The organism is Bacillus sp. FSL M7-0791, assembly GCF_038627085.1.
In the GTDB taxonomy this organism is placed as follows: domain Bacteria; phylum Bacillota; class Bacilli; order Bacillales; family Bacillaceae; genus Bacillus; species Bacillus safensis.
The window spans coordinates 2,903,802-2,919,759 of sequence record NZ_CP152022.1 but is presented as its reverse complement, the minus strand read 5'-3'; the positions used below and the strand labels follow the sequence as shown (position 1 = coordinate 2,919,759).

Genomic DNA, 15,958 nt, shown 5'->3' with positions numbered 1-15,958 from the left:
GCTTGAAAAAACAATATTCTGTGTTACATTATTTTGTGGTAAAAGAAAGAATGAGGGTTTTGGAGGAAACAAGATGGCACAGATTCGTTTAGCAGGAACAAAAGAGGAGATCGACCGTATTCTACAGTCGTTTGACAAGCATTATGAGGTGACATATACATCAAAGGATTACGGAAAAACGAACCCAAAATACAAATATTCGAAGGATGTTCGCGTTTATATTGAACTAAAATTAAAATAAAGATAAAATTTTAATTGAAAACGCTTAAAGGATTTTCGTTTTTTGTATAGAATAGAGTTGAGTGATGAGAAGCTATGGAGGGATACATAATGACGGAATTTAGAATCGAAAAAGACACAATGGGCGAAATCAAAGTGCCGAAGGACAAGTTCTGGGGTGCACAAACACAACGAAGCAAAGAAAATTTCAAAATCGGTTCTGAGAAAATGCCAAAGGAAGTTGTGAATGCGTTTGCAATTTTGAAACGTAGCACAGCGATTGCCAACGAACGTCTTGGCAACCTTGAAAGCGAAAAAGCAGAAGCAATTGCTGCTGTATGTGATGACATCATCAGCGGAAAGTATGACGAGCATTTCCCGCTTGTTGTTTGGCAGACAGGCAGTGGAACACAAAGTAACATGAACATGAACGAAGTCGTTGCAAACAGAGCAACTGCTTACTTGAAAGATAAAAATAGCGAGTTCAGCATTCATCCGAATGATGACGTTAACCGCAGCCAAAGCTCAAATGATACATTCCCAACGGCTATGCACGTGGCAGCTGTTTTAGCTGTGTACAAAAAATTGCTGCCTGCTATTGACCAGTTAAGAACAACTCTTGATGAGAAAGCAAAAGCGTATCAAGAGATTGTGAAAATCGGCCGTACGCACTTGCAGGATGCAACACCGCTGACAGTTGGCCAAGAGATTAGCGGCTGGGTATACATGCTGGACCGTTCAAAAGAAATGATTCTAGAATCAACTGAAAAAATGAGAGAATTGGCCATTGGCGGAACGGCTGTTGGTACAGGCATTAACGCACATCCTGAGTTCGGTCAATATGTTGCTGAGGAAATCAGCCAGCTGACAGGTCAAACATTCAATTCTTCACCAAACAAATTCCATGCGCTGACAAGCCATGATGAAATTACGTATGCACACGGTGCTTTAAAAGCACTTGCAGCTGATTTAATGAAAATTGCCAATGATGTGAGATGGCTTGCAAGTGGTCCTCGCTGCGGAATTGGTGAATTGATCATTCCTGAAAATGAGCCTGGAAGCTCCATTATGCCAGGAAAAGTCAACCCAACCCAAAGTGAAGCTTTAACCATGATTGCAGCACAAATCATGGGGAATGATGCCACAATCGGTTTTGCGGCAAGCCAAGGAAACTTTGAGCTGAACGTATTTAAGCCAGTCATCATTTATAACTTCCTGCAATCAGTTGAACTACTTGCTGACGGCATGAACTCATTCCATGACAAGTGTGCAGTTGGAATCGAACCAAACCTTGAAACGATTGAGAAAAACTTGAACAATTCATTGATGCTTGTGACGGCACTTAACCCGCACATCGGATATGAAAATGCAGCAAAAATTGCGAAGCTAGCGCACAAAGAAGGATTAACACTAAAAGAAGCAGCACTTCAATTAGAGCTGTTAACAGAAGAGCAGTTCGAACAATTTGTGAAACCAGAGGAAATGGTGACACCGAAAGCAAAATAAGAAACCAGGGGCGGCTGCCCCTGGTTTTTTTCATTGAAAATATGTGTTTACAAATGATCCTCTTTCAAAATGCGCAAAAGAGATTCGGAGTTGGTTTGAAGCGGTGCATATAATTTCAATTGGTACAGCATGCCTTTCACGATGACTTGTCTTGGTTTTTGTTTGTTTAATTCATTTTCCAGAATGCCAAGTGCTTCAAATAATTCAGGCTCGTCTTTCACTTCATAGTGTGCTTCAGCCATCTCTCTTAACTCCTGTAAAAGAGATTCTGTGAGCGGATCGAATGACCTTTCATAAATCGGACCAAACCAATCGCTCGCTTGATCTACAGAAATGAGAGGAAGATCATTTCGCTTCATCATACCGCCCATCAAATCATCGATACGGTGAATCATGGTTGTGGCAAGCTCTTCTGCTTCCAGCTGAAAATCATATAAAATCGCAAGCTCGAAATAAACGTGGCTCATGCCCTCAATCGTCAAACATAAATCAGCCATATAAGGAATGGCAGCGTCTCCATACACTTGTTTAATATTATCGATATGAAGCTGAATCGTCGCAAGCCTAATTTGTTTTGCGAGCTGCTGCGTTTCTTGAGTCATAGGAAGCGCTCGATCGCTCAGCTGCATTTTAATAAAATCCTTTTGCTGCAAAATATTATCGTAATAGACAGTGAGCTGTTTGCGGTAGGCTTCTTTTGGTGTGCCGCCCTCTGTTTGAACCTCATGAATCCGGGTAAATACCTTATCGTAATAGTAATGAAGGATCGAAATGAGCAATGCTTCCTTTGATTTAAAATAAAGATAAAAAGCACCCTTTGACATGTGGCATTCATCCGCAATTTCCTGAACAGACGTTGTGTTGTAGCCTTTGCTGGCAAATAATTTCATGCCAGCCTCAATGATCATTTTTTCTTTCTTTTTCAATATGAATGTCATCCTTTCTTACCAAGAGACAAATGTCTTAGGAAACGTGCGCAAAGAGATGTGACTTATTGGTCATAAACGACGAAAGTTTTCAAAAATTAATCAGATTGTAACTTGTTTTTTACAGTGTAATTCTTTATATTATAAAGTAAGGTGACCAACTGGTCAAAATATGTGAAAGGATGATGTTCCATGAGAGAAATCGATGATATGATTAGACGCTTGCGAACAAAAGGGATTCAAGTAGAAAAAGTCAAAATGCCGAAAGAGACAACCATTGAAAAGAAATGGATGTATCAAGCTGGCAAAAAGATCAAAGCCACATACCGTGATTTCAATGGGTATTCATTCATTTAAAAAAGACTGCGGTCAAAAACCTACAGTCTCTTCTTAGGAACCATGATTGTATAACGTACACCTAGATCATCATTTTCAATAGATATGGACGCTTGATGCATTGAAAGAATTCTTTTGACAATGCTTAATCCAATACCGAATTCGCCCTTTTTTCCCTTACTAAAAGGTTCGTATAGGTTGGACAGCATATGTTCTTCAATTGGAGGACCGTCATTACGAATGACAATGCGGATTTGATCCTCTTCTTGTTTCATCTGAATATCAATCTTACTTTTTGCGTAGCGAAGTTGATTTTCTAGTACATTCTCAAATAATTTGCTCCATTGTTCTGGATCGCCTTCAAGAGCAGCCTCATCATCTAAGTCCACGTTCCACTGCAATTCATTTTTCGACCAGCGTATTCGGTCGACCACTTCCAGCATCGTATTACTGAGTAGGAAGGAAGAATGTGCGGGATGTTGTTTAGATAAATAATCAAGCTTTGTTAAGTACAGCAGATCCTTGATTTTCTTCTCAAGCTTTTCCGCTTCACCTTCAATGACTTCCACCGTTTGTTCAAGATCTCCCTTAGGAAAAATACCATCTTTAATGGACTGCGTGTAGCCGCGGATGACCATGACAGGTGTTTTTAAGTCATGTGAAATATTCTGCAAAAGTGTCCGTTCTGTTTCATCTTTTTGAATGAGTTTTTGTCTCATTTCTTCAATGGTATGACCAAGTTTGCCAATTTCATCTTGCCGGTCAACGATGACAGGATCGTCCCAGTCCTCTTGGGCAATCCGTTTGACGTGCTTTTCAAACGCAACGATTGGTCGGGATAGATAGCGGGCAAGCCAAATCGATGGAATCCAGCTTAGTAAAATAACAGTGCCTAAGATAAAGATCAGCTGTTTAAACAGCGTAAAGGACAGATCATCTCGATAAGAATCTGGTGCATAGGACAGAAGAATATATTGTGTATTGCCTGATGATACTTTTTTGATGACAAAAAAGATATGCTGGCCGTTCACCTCTTCAGAATACCGTTTCGTTGCGCTTTTTTGTTTTTTCACAAACGATTGGATTTTCTCAATAAAAGCATGCGGAAAAAACTGCGCCATTTGATCTAATTCATCTGACGGGATCAAAATGTGCTGCACGGAGCGGTTTTCCGGTGTCGACTTTGGCGAGCCGTCTCGGTTCAATGGATATTCTGTCAGCACTTGCTGTTCATTTTCGATATTTTTATAAATTTCATTTGTGAAGAAGTCACGTAATGTATTGGAAAATAGAATAATCAGGACAATGGAAATGGTGAGCAAAATGCCAGAGATCACAGCCCAAATTTGAAAAGCGAGCGGTTTGTTCTTCATCCTTTCAGCATCCTATAGCCAAATCCATAGATGGTCTCGACCTTTAAGTCGGGCATTTTTTTGCGCAGCCGTCTGACAAGGTCATCCACCACACGATCTGTCCCGAAGTAATCGTGTCCCCAAATCTTGACGAGGATATCTTCACGAGAAAAAGCATGTCCTTGGTGATGTGTAAATAAAAGCAGCAAGTCAAATTCCTTAGACGTTAAGTTAATGAGCTGCCCCTCTTCATAGACCTCTCTTACATCCTCATGAATGACATAAGAAGAAACTGAAGTGACGCTTTGCTGCTGCGGGGTATCGCTGTTTTTATACACAAGCTCCAGCAGCTTTTGAACCCGAATGATCAGCTCACGAGGAAGAAACGGCTTCGCAATATAATCACTGCTTCCCAGCTCTAAGCCGAGGACACGGTCGATATCTGCATCACGTGCTGAAATGAAAATGACCGGTACGTCAGGTGATGCGGCTTTGATTTCTTTAATAAGGGTGTAGCCGTCTGTATCAGGCAGCATGATATCTAAAATCCATAGATGCGGCGGCTTGTTTATGGCTTCGCGTGCCGCTTCTCCGGTTAAAAAAGAGGAGACATTCCAATCTTCACTCTCTAAATATTTGGTTAACAGTTCATTTAAATTTTGTTCATCTTCAACTAAATAAATGGTGTACGACAAAGTCTTCCACATCCTCTCAACGTCATTATAACGGGATACGAAGGCGGCATGTCAACAATCACACGCTTTTTTCACAATTTCACATATTCTTCTCATCATTATCCCATAATGTTTGATTATGATAAGGTCAAGGGAAAAAAGGGCATAGACAAAAGGCGGATGAATAGGTGCTTTTCATCAATGTGCGCACCTTGCTTTTTTTCTATGAATAAGTATTATATAATTTGACATATTGCCATAAAGTATTTTTCAATGATCTTTCCATTAAGAGGACCTGAGTCCTATCTAGACATATGAATGAAACATGATGTAAAGGAGTGCAAGCGATGGATTTCCGAAGAGAAGATGAAGAGAATAAGATGAATCATCCAGAAAATCAAGACAATGAAATGAATCATCAAAAAGATACCCATCAAGAGAATGAGAAACAAATAGACGCACCAGAAAAAGAGAAGGAACTCGTTTTTCACCAGCATGAAAATGAAGCATCTGCCTCGCAGGAGAGTGTGACAAAGCATTCTCCTCAAATGGTGGATGACCGTGCGTCGAAAAAAGAGAAAAAGCGGAAGGCGGCATGGCTCAGCCCAATTCTTGGAGGGATTATTGGCGGGGGTCTTGTACTTGGCATTACACCGCTTTTGCCGCAGTCACAGGATACAGCTGCCAACACGCAAACGCAGACCGCATCAAGCGAGCCGGCAGCCTCAGATAATTTCTCGACAAAACAAATCACCAATGCCACAAATGTTGCTGATATGGTAGAAGATTTAGAGCCCACTATTGTAGGGGTCTCAAACTATCAATCTACACAAAATTCGTTTGGCTTGAGCGGTGATCAAACAGAAGCTGAAGCTGGAACAGGCTCTGGTGTCATCTTCAAAAAAGATGGCAAAAAAGCGTACATTATTACAAATAACCACGTTGTCGAAGGGGCTAATAAAATCAAGGTCACCCTTTATGATGGAAAAACAAAAGACGCAAAGCTTGTCGGCAGTGATGTCATGACCGACTTAGCTGTTGTTGAAATGAACGCAGACGGCATTGATAAAGTGGCGAGCTTTGGTGATTCTTCTAAGCTTCGTGCTGGAGATAAAGTCATTGCCATTGGGAATCCGCTCGGTGCACAGTTCTCAGGTACTGTGACAGAAGGAATCATTAGTGGTCTTGATCGTACCGTAGAAGCAAATACGTCATCTGGTACGGTGGAGATGAATGTGCTGCAAACAGATGCAGCCATTAACCCAGGAAACAGCGGGGGGCCACTGATCAATACAGATGGTCAAGTCATTGGCATTAACAGCTTGAAAATCAGCGAAAGCGGTGTGGAATCACTCGGATTTGCGATCCCAAGTAACGATGTCAAACCGATTGTAGATGAGCTGTTGAAAAATGGAAAAGTCGAACGTCCATACCTTGGCGTACAAATGATTGACCTTGAGCAAGTGCCTGAGACGTATCAGGAAAATACGCTCGGCTTATTTGATAAACAAATCGGCAAAGGCATTTACGTAAAGGATGTTTCAAAAGGTTCACCTGCTCAAAAAGCAGGCTTGAAATCTGGAGATGTCATCATTAAGTTCAAAGGAAAAGACGTAGTGAACAGCTCTCAGCTGAAAGAAATTCTTTACAAAGAAACAAAAGTCGGCGATAAAACCACAATGACTGTCATTCGTGAAGGAAAGAACAAAAATCTAGATATTACCCTTGGACAGTCAGATAGCGAATAAATGAAAAAAACAGGTGGATGTCAACATATCCACCTGTTTTTTTGTGCTTATTTTTTTGAAGAGAGTGTCCGTAGTATGATGTGTTCCCACATGTTCCACGGCAGAAGCTGCTTTGCTGTGAATGAAAGTCGTACACCTTTTCCAACAAGATATCTCAGCCGTTTCAGCCGCTTCTTTTCTGCTAATCGAACAACAAGATCTGCCACTTCACGAGGATCTCCATAGTTGGATTTCTGGGCATCAATATGGGCCATCATCTTTTGATAGAGTTTTGTGTATTTCGATCCTTCTGCTGGCTGAATCATTTGTTCGTTCATGGAGGTGTTCCAAATATTTGTCTGGAAAGAGCCTGGCTCGATCAAGGCCGCCTGTATACCGAACGAAGCCAGTTCAATCCGCAAGCTTTCTGTATAGCCTTCCAACGCAAACTTAGATGATACATATGGAGAAAGTGCAGGCATTCCCATTAATCCGCTGATACTGCTCATATTGAAAATCTTTGCACCACTCGTCATAAACGGCAGCACGGCTTGGGTCATTTCCATCACACCGAAGACATTCACTTCAAATTGCTGGCGGTATGTATCGACAGGAACCTCCTCCGCAAAACCAGCAAAGGCTGTTCCCGCATTGTTCACAAGCAGGGTAATGGGTGCATAAGCATGAAGCTTCTTCTGAAATGCTTGAATCGACTGCGTATCGGTCACATCTAACGCTTCAATATGTATCATGCCAGATAAAGAGGCTTCCTCGATTTCTTCAGCGAGCTTTTTGGCATTGGTTTCCTGTCTGACGCCGGCAATCACTGTATAGCCCCGCTTGGCGAGACGCATTGTGATGAGCTTGCCAAAGCCGCTATTGGCACCAGTTACAATGGCTGTTTTTTTCATCATCCGGTCCTCCTTTTTGTTTCAATTTATCATAGTGGGCTGTTTTATTGAATAACAAAAAGGAGCCTGGAGAAGAATAAAAAGCGATGCTGTGAAATAGGAGGAAACACATGATGTGTTGGAAGAAGGCGGGAGGAATAGGAGTGCTACTCTTTATGCTGTCCGGCTGTCAATCAGTTGAACCGTTACAACAAACACATGAAGCAGAAGCAGAAAGTCTATCAGCTGTTCAAATGAAGGAACTGCCATTTCAGCATGTGCATCTGCTTGTCCAATATGGACAGAAAAACGAATTATACGAAGCGACCTACCGTCAGGCAAGAGGCAAAGAGGAAGCAATCATTCGTGATCATATGAATGGAGCCCGCTATGAAGGAGAAGAAGCCTTGCGCGAGATGAAGATGAAGCTGAATGATATGTCGATTCCTAGTGCAAAGATCAATGAAGCGTATGTAAATGAACTATTAACTGCTTTTAATTTAGATGATGATTATCAGCGGATTCAGATCGATTTAAAGCTCGAGGATGGGACCAAACGTACATTCCAAAGGAAGAAATAAACGAGACTTTCTCATTTTTTAATTGAAAATGATTTTCAAGATCACTTAAATCTGATACACTAAATTGAGATAAGTGATCTTTTACGTCTGTACATAGACGATATTTCATATAAAAATTTGGATGAGAAAAGGAGCGTTTGAGCGGAATGAGTGCCATTTCTACTGAAGGTTTAAGCTTAGGCTACGGAGAAACAATGATCATCGATGAACTAAATGTATCAATCCCTAAGGGTGAAATCACAGTATTTATTGGCAGTAATGGATGTGGTAAATCCACGCTACTGCGCTCTTTGGCTCGACTCATGAAGCCAATGGGTGGTTCTGTCCTGCTTGAAGGTCATTCCATTGCAAAATTACCAACAAAAGAAGTAGCGAAACAGCTCGCCATTCTTCCACAAGGACCAGAAGCGCCAGAAGGATTAACCGTGCATCAGTTAGTGAAGCAAGGCAGATATCCTTATCAAAATTGGCTGAAGCAGTGGTCGAAGCAAGATGAAGAAGCTGTGAACCGCGCATTGAAGTCAACAAAGATGGAAGATCTTGCTGATCGGACCGTTGATTCATTATCAGGTGGACAAAGGCAGCGTGCATGGATTGCGATGACGCTGGCCCAAGAGACCGATATTATTTTGTTAGATGAGCCGACGACATATTTAGACATGACGCATCAAATCGAAATTTTGGACCTTCTGTTTGATTTAAATGAGAAAGAGCAGCGCACGATTGTGATGGTTCTTCATGATCTCAATCTTGCATGCAGATATGCTCATCATCTTGTCGCGATTAAAGACAAGTCAATCTATGCAGAAGGCAGACCAGAAACAGTGATTAATTGTGATCTCGTGAAAAATGTCTTTGATATGAATTGCCAAGTGACAACAGATCCTTTATTTGGAACACCATTATGTATTCCGCACGGTAGAGGACGCTGTATTGTGCAGCAAGCGCAAGCTGAAACGTTTCTTGCTGCAAGATAATCGTATGTCAAAAGCCTGACATCTGTGTCTCACAGAGTCAGGCTTTTTTCTGAAAAAGGAGCGGAATATCAATGGGAAATGAATTAGATGAAAAGCTGGAAGGCTTGCTTGATAAATATACAGAGCTGCTGCTCGGTGAATCAACAGACGAGCTGAAACAAGATGTGAAACAATGGGTGATCTACTCCCATATCGCAAAAAGCATGCCGCCGCTAGCAAAGCATTTCAATGAAACGTATCCAGAAGCAAAAGAAGAAATCAAACACACGATTCAACGAATCAAACAGTTGAACGAAGCTCACCGCGCCAATAAAGACCGTTAAAAAACTGCCAGCACTAGACTGGCAGTTTTTTTCTTATGACATTTGTGATGAACCGTACGGAGATTGATCTGTCAGTGTTTGCTGGAATTTCTGGTATGCCTGCTGGAGCTTTTGCTGATCAGCGGCTTCAACAGAATACCAGCCATATCGGAACATGACATCATATAAATGTCTTTGTGTTTTCTGTGTTTCCAGTGCAATTCGCTGAATATCCTGATAAAGAGATTCATGACTGAATTCATTGAGCGCTGTGTTGTATCCACTTGTCATATATTTTTCAGTCGACAAGAGATCTGTGACAAAATCACGATCGTTCATGTTGGTTGTTGTGGGAACCGGAGTTTGTGGATTCCCGATTTTTTGTTGGTTTTGCTGTTCCATGTTTTTTCCTCCTATTGCATAAAGCCAGTAGACTGGCCTTGCCCTGAGCTGCCTAAATGCTGAAGAATTTGTGTGTAATGCTGATGATGCATTTGCCCAACTTGATTTAATTCTTGTTTCAATGTTTGGTCCTGGCAATGCTCGGCCATAAAATGAGCCTTTTTCATGGCGATCAAGTTCCAGTTGAGCATATCCTCTAAGTACAAGGAATCCTTCACTGAAATGACTTCTGGGGGCATATTCATTTGCTGATTGTTCAACTTGTGTTCCTCCTTACGAATTTGTTTCCTTACTGATTCTTTTTATATTGCTGATTTTGACTGGTTTTTTTCCCGCCTAGGTCTGCTTCCTGTGATGGACCTGCGTTTCCTTTTACACTTGCAGCACTAACGCCTGCTTTCGATGGGTTTTTCTTCAAACGAGACATGTGGACATCACCTCCATTCTTACAATTCCCTCTCATCTTTAATTCATACGCCGCAAAATAAGGCACACGAGAATGTGTAAATTTTTGAAATCTGCTATTGAACTGTTTCGGAAAATCTTTTAAGATAAAGAAAGAGGCATTGCTTTTTTTTGGACAAAAAATGAATGACTGTTCATTCAAAATGTTTAGGGGGATATTTATGGGCAAACATATTCGCAAGGCGGCTGTCATTGGTTCAGGTGTCATGGGCTCAGGCATTGCTGCACATTTAGCCAATATTGGGATACCAGTTACACTGCTAGATATTGTGCCAAATGAACTGACAAAGGAAGAAACGGCGAAAAAGCGGACGCTTGATCACCCTAGTGTTCGGAATCGATTAAGTCAAGAAGCGATGAAAAAATTGTTAAAGCAAAAGCCAGCACCTCTTACTTCAGCAAAAAACCTATCATACATCACACCGGGAAATCTCACAGACCACCTTTCCTTATTACACGATGCTGACTGGATCATTGAAGTCGTCACTGAAAAGCTCAGCATCAAAAAGCACGTATTCTCTCTCATCGACGAACACCGCAAAGAAGGAAGCATCGTATCAAGCAATACATCCGGTATTTCAGTTGAAAAAATGGCAGAAGGCCGATCAGATGATTTTAAACGCCATTTTTTAGGCACACATTTTTTTAACCCAGCTCGTTATTTAAAGCTCTTAGAAATCATTCCTATTCAAGAAACCGATCCAGAAGTACTTTCATTTATGAAAACATTTGGCGAGGATGTACTCGGCAAAGGTGTGGTTGAAGCAAAGGACACACCGAACTTTATTGCAAACCGCATTGGCACTTATGGACTTCTTGTCACAGTGCGTGAAATGCTTGAGAACAAATACACCATCGGAGAAGTGGATTCTGTCACAGGACCTCTCATTGGAAGACCGAAAAGTGCAACCTTCCGTACACTGGATGTAGTGGGACTCGACACGTTTTCACATGTGGCACGAAACGTATATGAGCAGGTAGAAGGAAAGGAAAAAGAGATTTTCCAGCTGCCTGAGTTTATTGAAAGAATGCTCGAAAAAGGATGGATTGGCAGCAAGGCAGGCCAAGGTTTTTATCAAAAAAATGGGAAGGTCATTTTAGAGCTTGATCCAGTGACGCTCACATATGGTGAACGCACAAAGCTAAAAGATCCAGGCATTGAAATGGCGAAACAGCAAAAGGGTGCAAAAGCAAAGTTGAAAGCGCTTATTTATCAGGATGGCCGTGCAGGGCAACTACTTTGGAATATGACAGCGCCCGTACTTCTTTATTCAGCTCATCTAACAGGTGAAATTGCGGATGATATTCAGTCTATCGATAACGCAATGAAATGGGGATTTGGCTGGCAGCATGGCCCATTTGAGCTGTGGGATGCAATTGGGGTCAAAAAAGCTGCCGAACGCATGGAAGCAGAAGGCCACAGTATTCCAGCATGGGTGCAAGACATGCTGTCAAAAGGACACGAGACATTCTATCAAGAGAATGCTGATGGAGAGCGTGCGTTTTATCATAACGGGGCTTATGAACAGGAAAAAGGGAACGACAAACATATATCTTTAGCTAGATTGAAAAAGAAGCACGACGTCATCTTCAAAAATTCTGGTGCGAGCCTGATCGATATTGGTGATGATGTCGCCTTGCTCGAATTTCACTCTAAAAGCAATGCCATTGGACTAGATGTCATTGATATGATCAATCGCGCTGTTGATGAGACGGAAAAGAATTATAAAGGGCTTGTCATCGGAAACCAAGGGAAGAACTTCTGTGTTGGCGCAAACCTTGCCCTGATTTTAATGGAAGCACAGGACGACAATTTCTTTGAAATTGACTTTGTGATCAGACGCTTCCAGCAGGCAATGATGAAGGTGAAATATAGCAATCGCCCAGTCGTAGCCGCCCCATTTGGGATGACATTAGGAGGCGGAACAGAAGTTTGTCTGCCGGCAGCAGCTATTCAGGCGTCCAGCGAAACTTACATGGGACTTGTGGAAGCGGGAGTTGGACTGATTCCAGGAGGCGGCGGAAACAAAGAGTTATATCTTCGTCACCTGCAAGGATCAGCGAAGCCGTCGCAGACGGCTATACAGGATGCCACGCTGAAAACATTTGAAACAATTGCAATGGCAAAAGTATCGACTTCAGCTGAGGATGCGCGGGATATGAACATGCTCCGCGTGAGTGACCGGATCAGTATGAACGGCGATCACCTGATCTATGATGCAAAACAACTGGTGCTCTCTCTTGATGAAGCCGGTTATCGTGCGCCGCTCAAGCAAAAGGTGCCGGTCATGGGAGAAACAGGATATGCAGCGATGATTTTGGCTGCTGAAAATATGAGACTGTCAGGATACATTTCAGAGCATGACATGACCATTGTAAAAAAATTAGCTCATGTCATTTCCGGCGGGAAACTGCCATTTGGAACCGAGGTAGAGGAGCAATACTTATTAGAGCTTGAAAGAGAAGCCTTTTTAAGTCTTGTAGGAGAAGTGAAATCACAGGCACGTATGCAGCACATGCTCGTCAAAGGAAAACCTTTACGTAACTAAGGGGGAGTCAAAATGAGAGAAGCAGTCATTGTCGCTGGCGCAAGAACACCAGTAGGGAAGGCGAAAAAAGGATCGTTAAAACATGTCCGGCCTGATGATATGGGCGCATTATGTGTAAAAGAAACGTTAAAGCGTGCCGGTGAATACGACGGTCAAATAGATGATTTGATCATTGGCTGTGCAACGCCGGAAGCAGAGCAGGGGTTAAATGTGGCCCGGAATATTGGAGCGTTAGCGGGACTGCCTTATACGGTACCTGCCATCACCATAAACCGTTACTGCTCGTCTGGTCTTCAATCTATCGCTTATGCGGGTGAACGTATTATGCTCGGGCAGGCAGACACGATTTTAGCCGGAGGAGTCGAATCGATGTCGCAGGTACCGATGATGGGGCATTCCATTCGTCCAAATGCTCTCTTGGCAGAGCAAGCACCTGAATACTACATGAGCATGGGGCACACGGCAGAGCAAGTGGCGCAAAAGTATCAGGTCACACGTCAAGATCAGGACGCCTTTGCGGTGAGGAGTCATCAAAAGGCAGCAAAGGCACTTCAAGAAGGGAAATTTTCAGATGAAATTGTGCCTGTTGATGTAACAGAGCGACGGGTAGGTGAGCAATATCAATTAGAAGAGCATCAATTCACGTTCTCACAGGATGAAGGTGTGAGAGCAGGCACAACGGAGGAGATTCTTTCCACATTGCGTCCAGCCTTCTCAACAAAAGGCACGGTGACCGCAGGGAACTCGTCTCAAACAAGTGACGGGGCTGCGTGTGTGATGATGATGGACCGTGAGAAAGCATCCTCACTTTCTCTTCAGCCGCTCGCTAAATTCAGAGCATTTGCTGTTGGCGGTGTACCGCCTGAAGTGATGGGGATCGGTCCGGTTGAAGCTATTCCGCGTGCGCTGAAAATCGCTGGACTTGAGCTGAAGGATATTGGCCTGTTTGAATTAAACGAAGCGTTTGCTTCTCAGGCAATTCAAGTCATTCGTCATTTAGGAATTGATGAGGAAAAGGTGAATGTCAATGGCGGGGCAATTGCGCTCGGACATCCGCTCGGCTGTACAGGAACGAAACTAACGCTGTCACTTATTCATGAAATGAAACGGCGAAACGAGCAATTTGGCATTGTCACAATGTGTATCGGCGGGGGCATGGGAGCAGCAGGCATTTTTGAATTGATCTAAAGGGGGAAATCAGGATGAAAGCATTGGAAGATGTAAAAAAGGGTGGAAGCTTTTTAATTGATGAGACGAATTATGAGCATATTTTTACACCGGAGGATTTCTCTGATGAACATCAAATGATTGGAAAAACAACAGAGGATTATATTTTACAAGATGTGGTTCCGCATATTGATCAAATTGAAAACCATGAGTTCGAGCATTCGGTCAGGCTTCTCAAAAAGGCTGGTGAGCTTGGGCTGCTTGGAGCTGATGTGCCTGAGGAATTCGGCGGGCTTGGATTAGATAAAATCAGTTCAGCTATCATTACTGAAAAATTCGCTAGAGCAGGAAGCTTCTCACTTTCCTATGGTGCTCATGTCGGTATTGGTTCTCTGCCGATCGTGCTCTTCGGGAATCAAGCGCAAAAGGAAGCGTACCTGCCTGGACTCGCCTCTGGTGAAACCATTGCGGCGTACGCACTCACTGAGCCTGGATCAGGTTCTGACGCTCTTGGCGCAAAAACAACGGCAGTTCTGAATGAAGCAGGTACCCATTATGTCCTCAATGGAGAAAAGCAGTGGATCACAAACTCCGCATTTGCCGATGTCTTTGTTGTGTATGCGAAGATTGATGGTGAACACTTCTCTGCTTTTATCGTCGAAAAGGATTTTCCAGGTGTCAAAACGGGGCCTGAAGAGAAAAAGATGGGTATTAAAGGATCATCAACAAGAACGTTGATTCTTGAAGATGCCCAAGTACCGAAGGAGAATTTGCTCGGTGAAGCTGGCAGAGGTCATGTGATTGCGTTTAACATTTTGAATATTGGGCGCTATAAGCTGGCAGTCGGCACAATCGGTGCATCAAAGCGCGTCATTCAATTGTCGGCAGAATATGCGAACCAGCGTAAGCAGTTCAAAACACCAATTTCTCGATTCAGCTTAATTGGTGAAAAAGCAGCCAATATGTCAGCAAAGCTCTATGCGATGGAAAGTGCTGTTTACCGTACGGTTGGATTATTTGAACAGCGGATGGGCCTCTTAAGTGATGAAGAGCAAAAAGACGGCAAACAAATTGCCCAATCCATTGCGGAATATGCGATTGAATGTTCTCTCTGTAAAGTGCTTGGCTCTGAAACGTTAGATTATATTGTGGATGAAGGCGTGCAGATTCACGGCGGATATGGATTCATGCAAGAATACGAGGTCGAAAGAGCCTATCGCGACTCACGGATTAACCGGATTTTTGAAGGGACAAACGAAATCAACCGTTTGCTTGTACCCGGTACATTCTTGAAGAAAGCGATGAAAGGAGAGCTTCCGCTGCTTCAAAAAGCGCAAACCTTACAGGAAGAGCTAATGATGATGATGCCGGAAGAGCCAGGCGATCAGCCGCTCGATCAAGAAAAATATTTGCTCGCCCATGCGAAAAAGATCGCCTTAATGGTGGCTGGTATGGCAGCGATGAAATACGGGAAAGCCTTAGACAAAGAGCAAGAAATTCTTGTGAACATAGCCGATATCGTCAATGAAATTTTTGCTGCTGAATCAGCGATTCTGCGTACAGAAAAGGCAATCGCTGCAACAGGGGCAGAAAAGAATGAACAAAAGCTTGCTTACACACAAATTTTCACGCAGGAGGCTTTCTTAAAGATTGAAGCCCATGCAAAAGAATCCTTGATTGCGATGGAGGAAGGAGATTCACTCCGCATGAGCCTGTCAGCCCTTCGCAAGCTGACAAGATTTACGCCGATCAATGTCATCGCCAAAAAGCGCGAAGTGGCAAAACGAATCTTTGAAGCAGAGAAATATATCGTATAAGGACGGCTTAAAAGGTGCGGATATTACTCCGCACCTTTCAGCGTGCAGACAAACCCTCGCATTCGGTG

At 42.8% G+C, this 15,958-nt stretch carries 17 protein-coding genes; 10 read left to right on the top strand and 7 right to left on the bottom strand.

Translation table 11 applies throughout. The annotated features are described in order from the left end of the window. Positions 1–73 precede the first annotated feature (73 nt). The gene (locus tag MHI08_RS15115; RefSeq protein ID WP_003213147.1) at positions 74–241 is read left to right on the top strand and encodes a YvzF family protein; all 168 of its coding nucleotides are present in this window, start codon (positions 74–76) and stop codon (positions 239–241) included. 89 nt (positions 242–330) lie between these two features. Continuing rightward, positions 331–1,725, top strand: a complete 1,395-nt coding sequence (gene fumC, locus MHI08_RS15110) for a class II fumarate hydratase (RefSeq protein WP_024423418.1) — start codon at positions 331–333, stop codon at positions 1,723–1,725. Positions 1,726–1,772: 47 nt separating this feature from the next. Here the strand turns inward: fumC and MHI08_RS15105 are convergent, their stop codons facing one another. Then, on the bottom strand, positions 1,773–2,651 hold the full coding sequence (locus MHI08_RS15105) for a TetR/AcrR family transcriptional regulator (protein ID WP_024423417.1): 879 nt from the start codon (positions 2,649–2,651) through the stop codon (positions 1,773–1,775). A gap of 192 nt (positions 2,652–2,843) precedes the next feature. Here MHI08_RS15105 and spxO point away from each other — a divergent pair, with 192 nt between their 5' ends. Then, entirely contained in the window at positions 2,844–3,008 is a 165-nt protein-coding gene (spxO, locus tag MHI08_RS15100) for an anti-adapter protein SpxO (RefSeq protein WP_003212782.1), read from the top strand. 20 nt (positions 3,009–3,028) lie between these two features. Here the strand turns inward: spxO and MHI08_RS15095 are convergent, their stop codons facing one another. Continuing rightward, positions 3,029–4,360: a HAMP domain-containing sensor histidine kinase gene (locus tag MHI08_RS15095; protein ID WP_024423416.1), complete on the bottom strand. Its 1,332-nt coding sequence runs from the start codon at positions 4,358–4,360 to the stop codon at positions 3,029–3,031. After that, complete coding sequence (locus MHI08_RS15090) at positions 4,357–5,034, bottom strand: response regulator transcription factor (protein ID WP_024423415.1); 678 nt, start codon at positions 5,032–5,034, stop codon at positions 4,357–4,359. The genes MHI08_RS15095 and MHI08_RS15090 overlap by 4 nt, the downstream gene beginning before the upstream one ends. A gap of 326 nt (positions 5,035–5,360) precedes the next feature. Here MHI08_RS15090 and MHI08_RS15085 point away from each other — a divergent pair, with 326 nt between their 5' ends. Further along, positions 5,361–6,761 (top strand): trypsin-like peptidase domain-containing protein, encoded by a 1,401-nt coding sequence (locus tag MHI08_RS15085; protein ID WP_056765823.1) that lies wholly within the window; start codon positions 5,361–5,363, stop codon positions 6,759–6,761. 47 nt (positions 6,762–6,808) lie between these two features. On the opposite strand, the gene MHI08_RS15080 is transcribed toward MHI08_RS15085, so the two are convergent. Continuing rightward, positions 6,809–7,651: an oxidoreductase gene (locus tag MHI08_RS15080; RefSeq protein ID WP_082580671.1), complete on the bottom strand. Its 843-nt coding sequence runs from the start codon at positions 7,649–7,651 to the stop codon at positions 6,809–6,811. A gap of 113 nt (positions 7,652–7,764) precedes the next feature. Here MHI08_RS15080 and MHI08_RS15075 point away from each other — a divergent pair, with 113 nt between their 5' ends. From MHI08_RS15075 to MHI08_RS15065, 3 genes are all read left to right on the top strand, one after another. Beyond that, positions 7,765–8,211 carry a YusW family protein gene (locus MHI08_RS15075; RefSeq protein ID WP_200956592.1) on the top strand — a complete coding sequence of 149 codons (447 nt, stop codon included), beginning with the start codon at positions 7,765–7,767 and terminating at the stop codon, positions 8,209–8,211. 146 nt (positions 8,212–8,357) lie between these two features. Continuing rightward, entirely contained in the window at positions 8,358–9,188 is an 831-nt protein-coding gene (locus MHI08_RS15070; RefSeq protein WP_008347057.1) for an ABC transporter ATP-binding protein, read from the top strand. A gap of 71 nt (positions 9,189–9,259) precedes the next feature. Beyond that, on the top strand, positions 9,260–9,511 hold the full coding sequence (locus MHI08_RS15065; protein ID WP_024423411.1) for a YusU family protein: 252 nt from the start codon (positions 9,260–9,262) through the stop codon (positions 9,509–9,511). Positions 9,512–9,544: 33 nt separating this feature from the next. On the opposite strand, the gene MHI08_RS15060 is transcribed toward MHI08_RS15065, so the two are convergent. From MHI08_RS15060 to MHI08_RS15050, 3 genes are read right to left on the bottom strand one after another with little or no spacing between them, the layout of a single operon-like run. Then, positions 9,545–9,892: a spore coat protein gene (locus tag MHI08_RS15060; RefSeq protein WP_342499728.1), complete on the bottom strand. Its 348-nt coding sequence runs from the start codon at positions 9,890–9,892 to the stop codon at positions 9,545–9,547. Positions 9,893–9,903: 11 nt separating this feature from the next. Then, the gene (locus MHI08_RS15055) at positions 9,904–10,137 is read right to left on the bottom strand and encodes a hypothetical protein (RefSeq protein WP_224426662.1); all 234 of its coding nucleotides are present in this window, start codon (positions 10,135–10,137) and stop codon (positions 9,904–9,906) included. Between the two features lie 44 nt (positions 10,138–10,181). Continuing rightward, the gene (locus MHI08_RS15050) at positions 10,182–10,319 is read right to left on the bottom strand and encodes a YuzL family protein (RefSeq protein WP_003212904.1); all 138 of its coding nucleotides are present in this window, start codon (positions 10,317–10,319) and stop codon (positions 10,182–10,184) included. A 199-nt stretch (positions 10,320–10,518) separates the two neighbouring features. Here MHI08_RS15050 and MHI08_RS15045 point away from each other — a divergent pair, with 199 nt between their 5' ends. From MHI08_RS15045 to MHI08_RS15035, 3 genes are read left to right on the top strand one after another with little or no spacing between them, the layout of a single operon-like run. Further along, positions 10,519–12,906: a 3-hydroxyacyl-CoA dehydrogenase NAD-binding domain-containing protein gene (locus MHI08_RS15045; RefSeq protein ID WP_342499727.1), complete on the top strand. Its 2,388-nt coding sequence runs from the start codon at positions 10,519–10,521 to the stop codon at positions 12,904–12,906. 12 nt (positions 12,907–12,918) lie between these two features. After that, positions 12,919–14,094 (top strand): acetyl-CoA C-acetyltransferase, encoded by a 1,176-nt coding sequence (locus MHI08_RS15040; RefSeq protein WP_024426007.1) that lies wholly within the window; start codon positions 12,919–12,921, stop codon positions 14,092–14,094. A 14-nt stretch (positions 14,095–14,108) separates the two neighbouring features. Further along, positions 14,109–15,890, top strand: coding sequence for an acyl-CoA dehydrogenase family protein (locus MHI08_RS15035; RefSeq protein ID WP_025094137.1), 1,782 nt, complete (start codon positions 14,109–14,111; stop codon positions 15,888–15,890). Positions 15,891–15,958: the final 68 nt, after the last annotated feature.

Coding starts and splice junctions, on each gene's coding strand:
- MHI08_RS15070 (WP_008347057.1), top strand. CDS start 8,358: ATGAGTGCCATTTCTACTGAAGGTTTAAGCTTAGGCTACGGAGAAACA.
- MHI08_RS15055 (WP_224426662.1), bottom strand. CDS start 10,137: ATGAATATGCCCCCAGAAGTCATTTCAGTGAAGGATTCCTTGTACTTA.
- MHI08_RS15085 (WP_056765823.1), top strand. CDS start 5,361: ATGGATTTCCGAAGAGAAGATGAAGAGAATAAGATGAATCATCCAGAA.
- MHI08_RS15065 (WP_024423411.1), top strand. CDS start 9,260: ATGGGAAATGAATTAGATGAAAAGCTGGAAGGCTTGCTTGATAAATAT.
- fumC (WP_024423418.1), top strand. CDS start 331: ATGACGGAATTTAGAATCGAAAAAGACACAATGGGCGAAATCAAAGTG.
- MHI08_RS15080 (WP_082580671.1), bottom strand. CDS start 7,651: ATGAAAAAAACAGCCATTGTAACTGGTGCCAATAGCGGCTTTGGCAAG.
- MHI08_RS15075 (WP_200956592.1), top strand. CDS start 7,765: ATGTGTTGGAAGAAGGCGGGAGGAATAGGAGTGCTACTCTTTATGCTG.
- spxO (WP_003212782.1), top strand. CDS start 2,844: ATGAGAGAAATCGATGATATGATTAGACGCTTGCGAACAAAAGGGATT.
- MHI08_RS15040 (WP_024426007.1), top strand. CDS start 12,919: ATGAGAGAAGCAGTCATTGTCGCTGGCGCAAGAACACCAGTAGGGAAG.
- MHI08_RS15050 (WP_003212904.1), bottom strand. CDS start 10,319: ATGTCTCGTTTGAAGAAAAACCCATCGAAAGCAGGCGTTAGTGCTGCA.
- MHI08_RS15115 (WP_003213147.1), top strand. CDS start 74: ATGGCACAGATTCGTTTAGCAGGAACAAAAGAGGAGATCGACCGTATT.
- MHI08_RS15045 (WP_342499727.1), top strand. CDS start 10,519: ATGGGCAAACATATTCGCAAGGCGGCTGTCATTGGTTCAGGTGTCATG.
- MHI08_RS15035 (WP_025094137.1), top strand. CDS start 14,109: ATGAAAGCATTGGAAGATGTAAAAAAGGGTGGAAGCTTTTTAATTGAT.
- MHI08_RS15060 (WP_342499728.1), bottom strand. CDS start 9,892: ATGGAACAGCAAAACCAACAAAAAATCGGGAATCCACAAACTCCGGTT.
- MHI08_RS15095 (WP_024423416.1), bottom strand. CDS start 4,360: ATGAAGAACAAACCGCTCGCTTTTCAAATTTGGGCTGTGATCTCTGGC.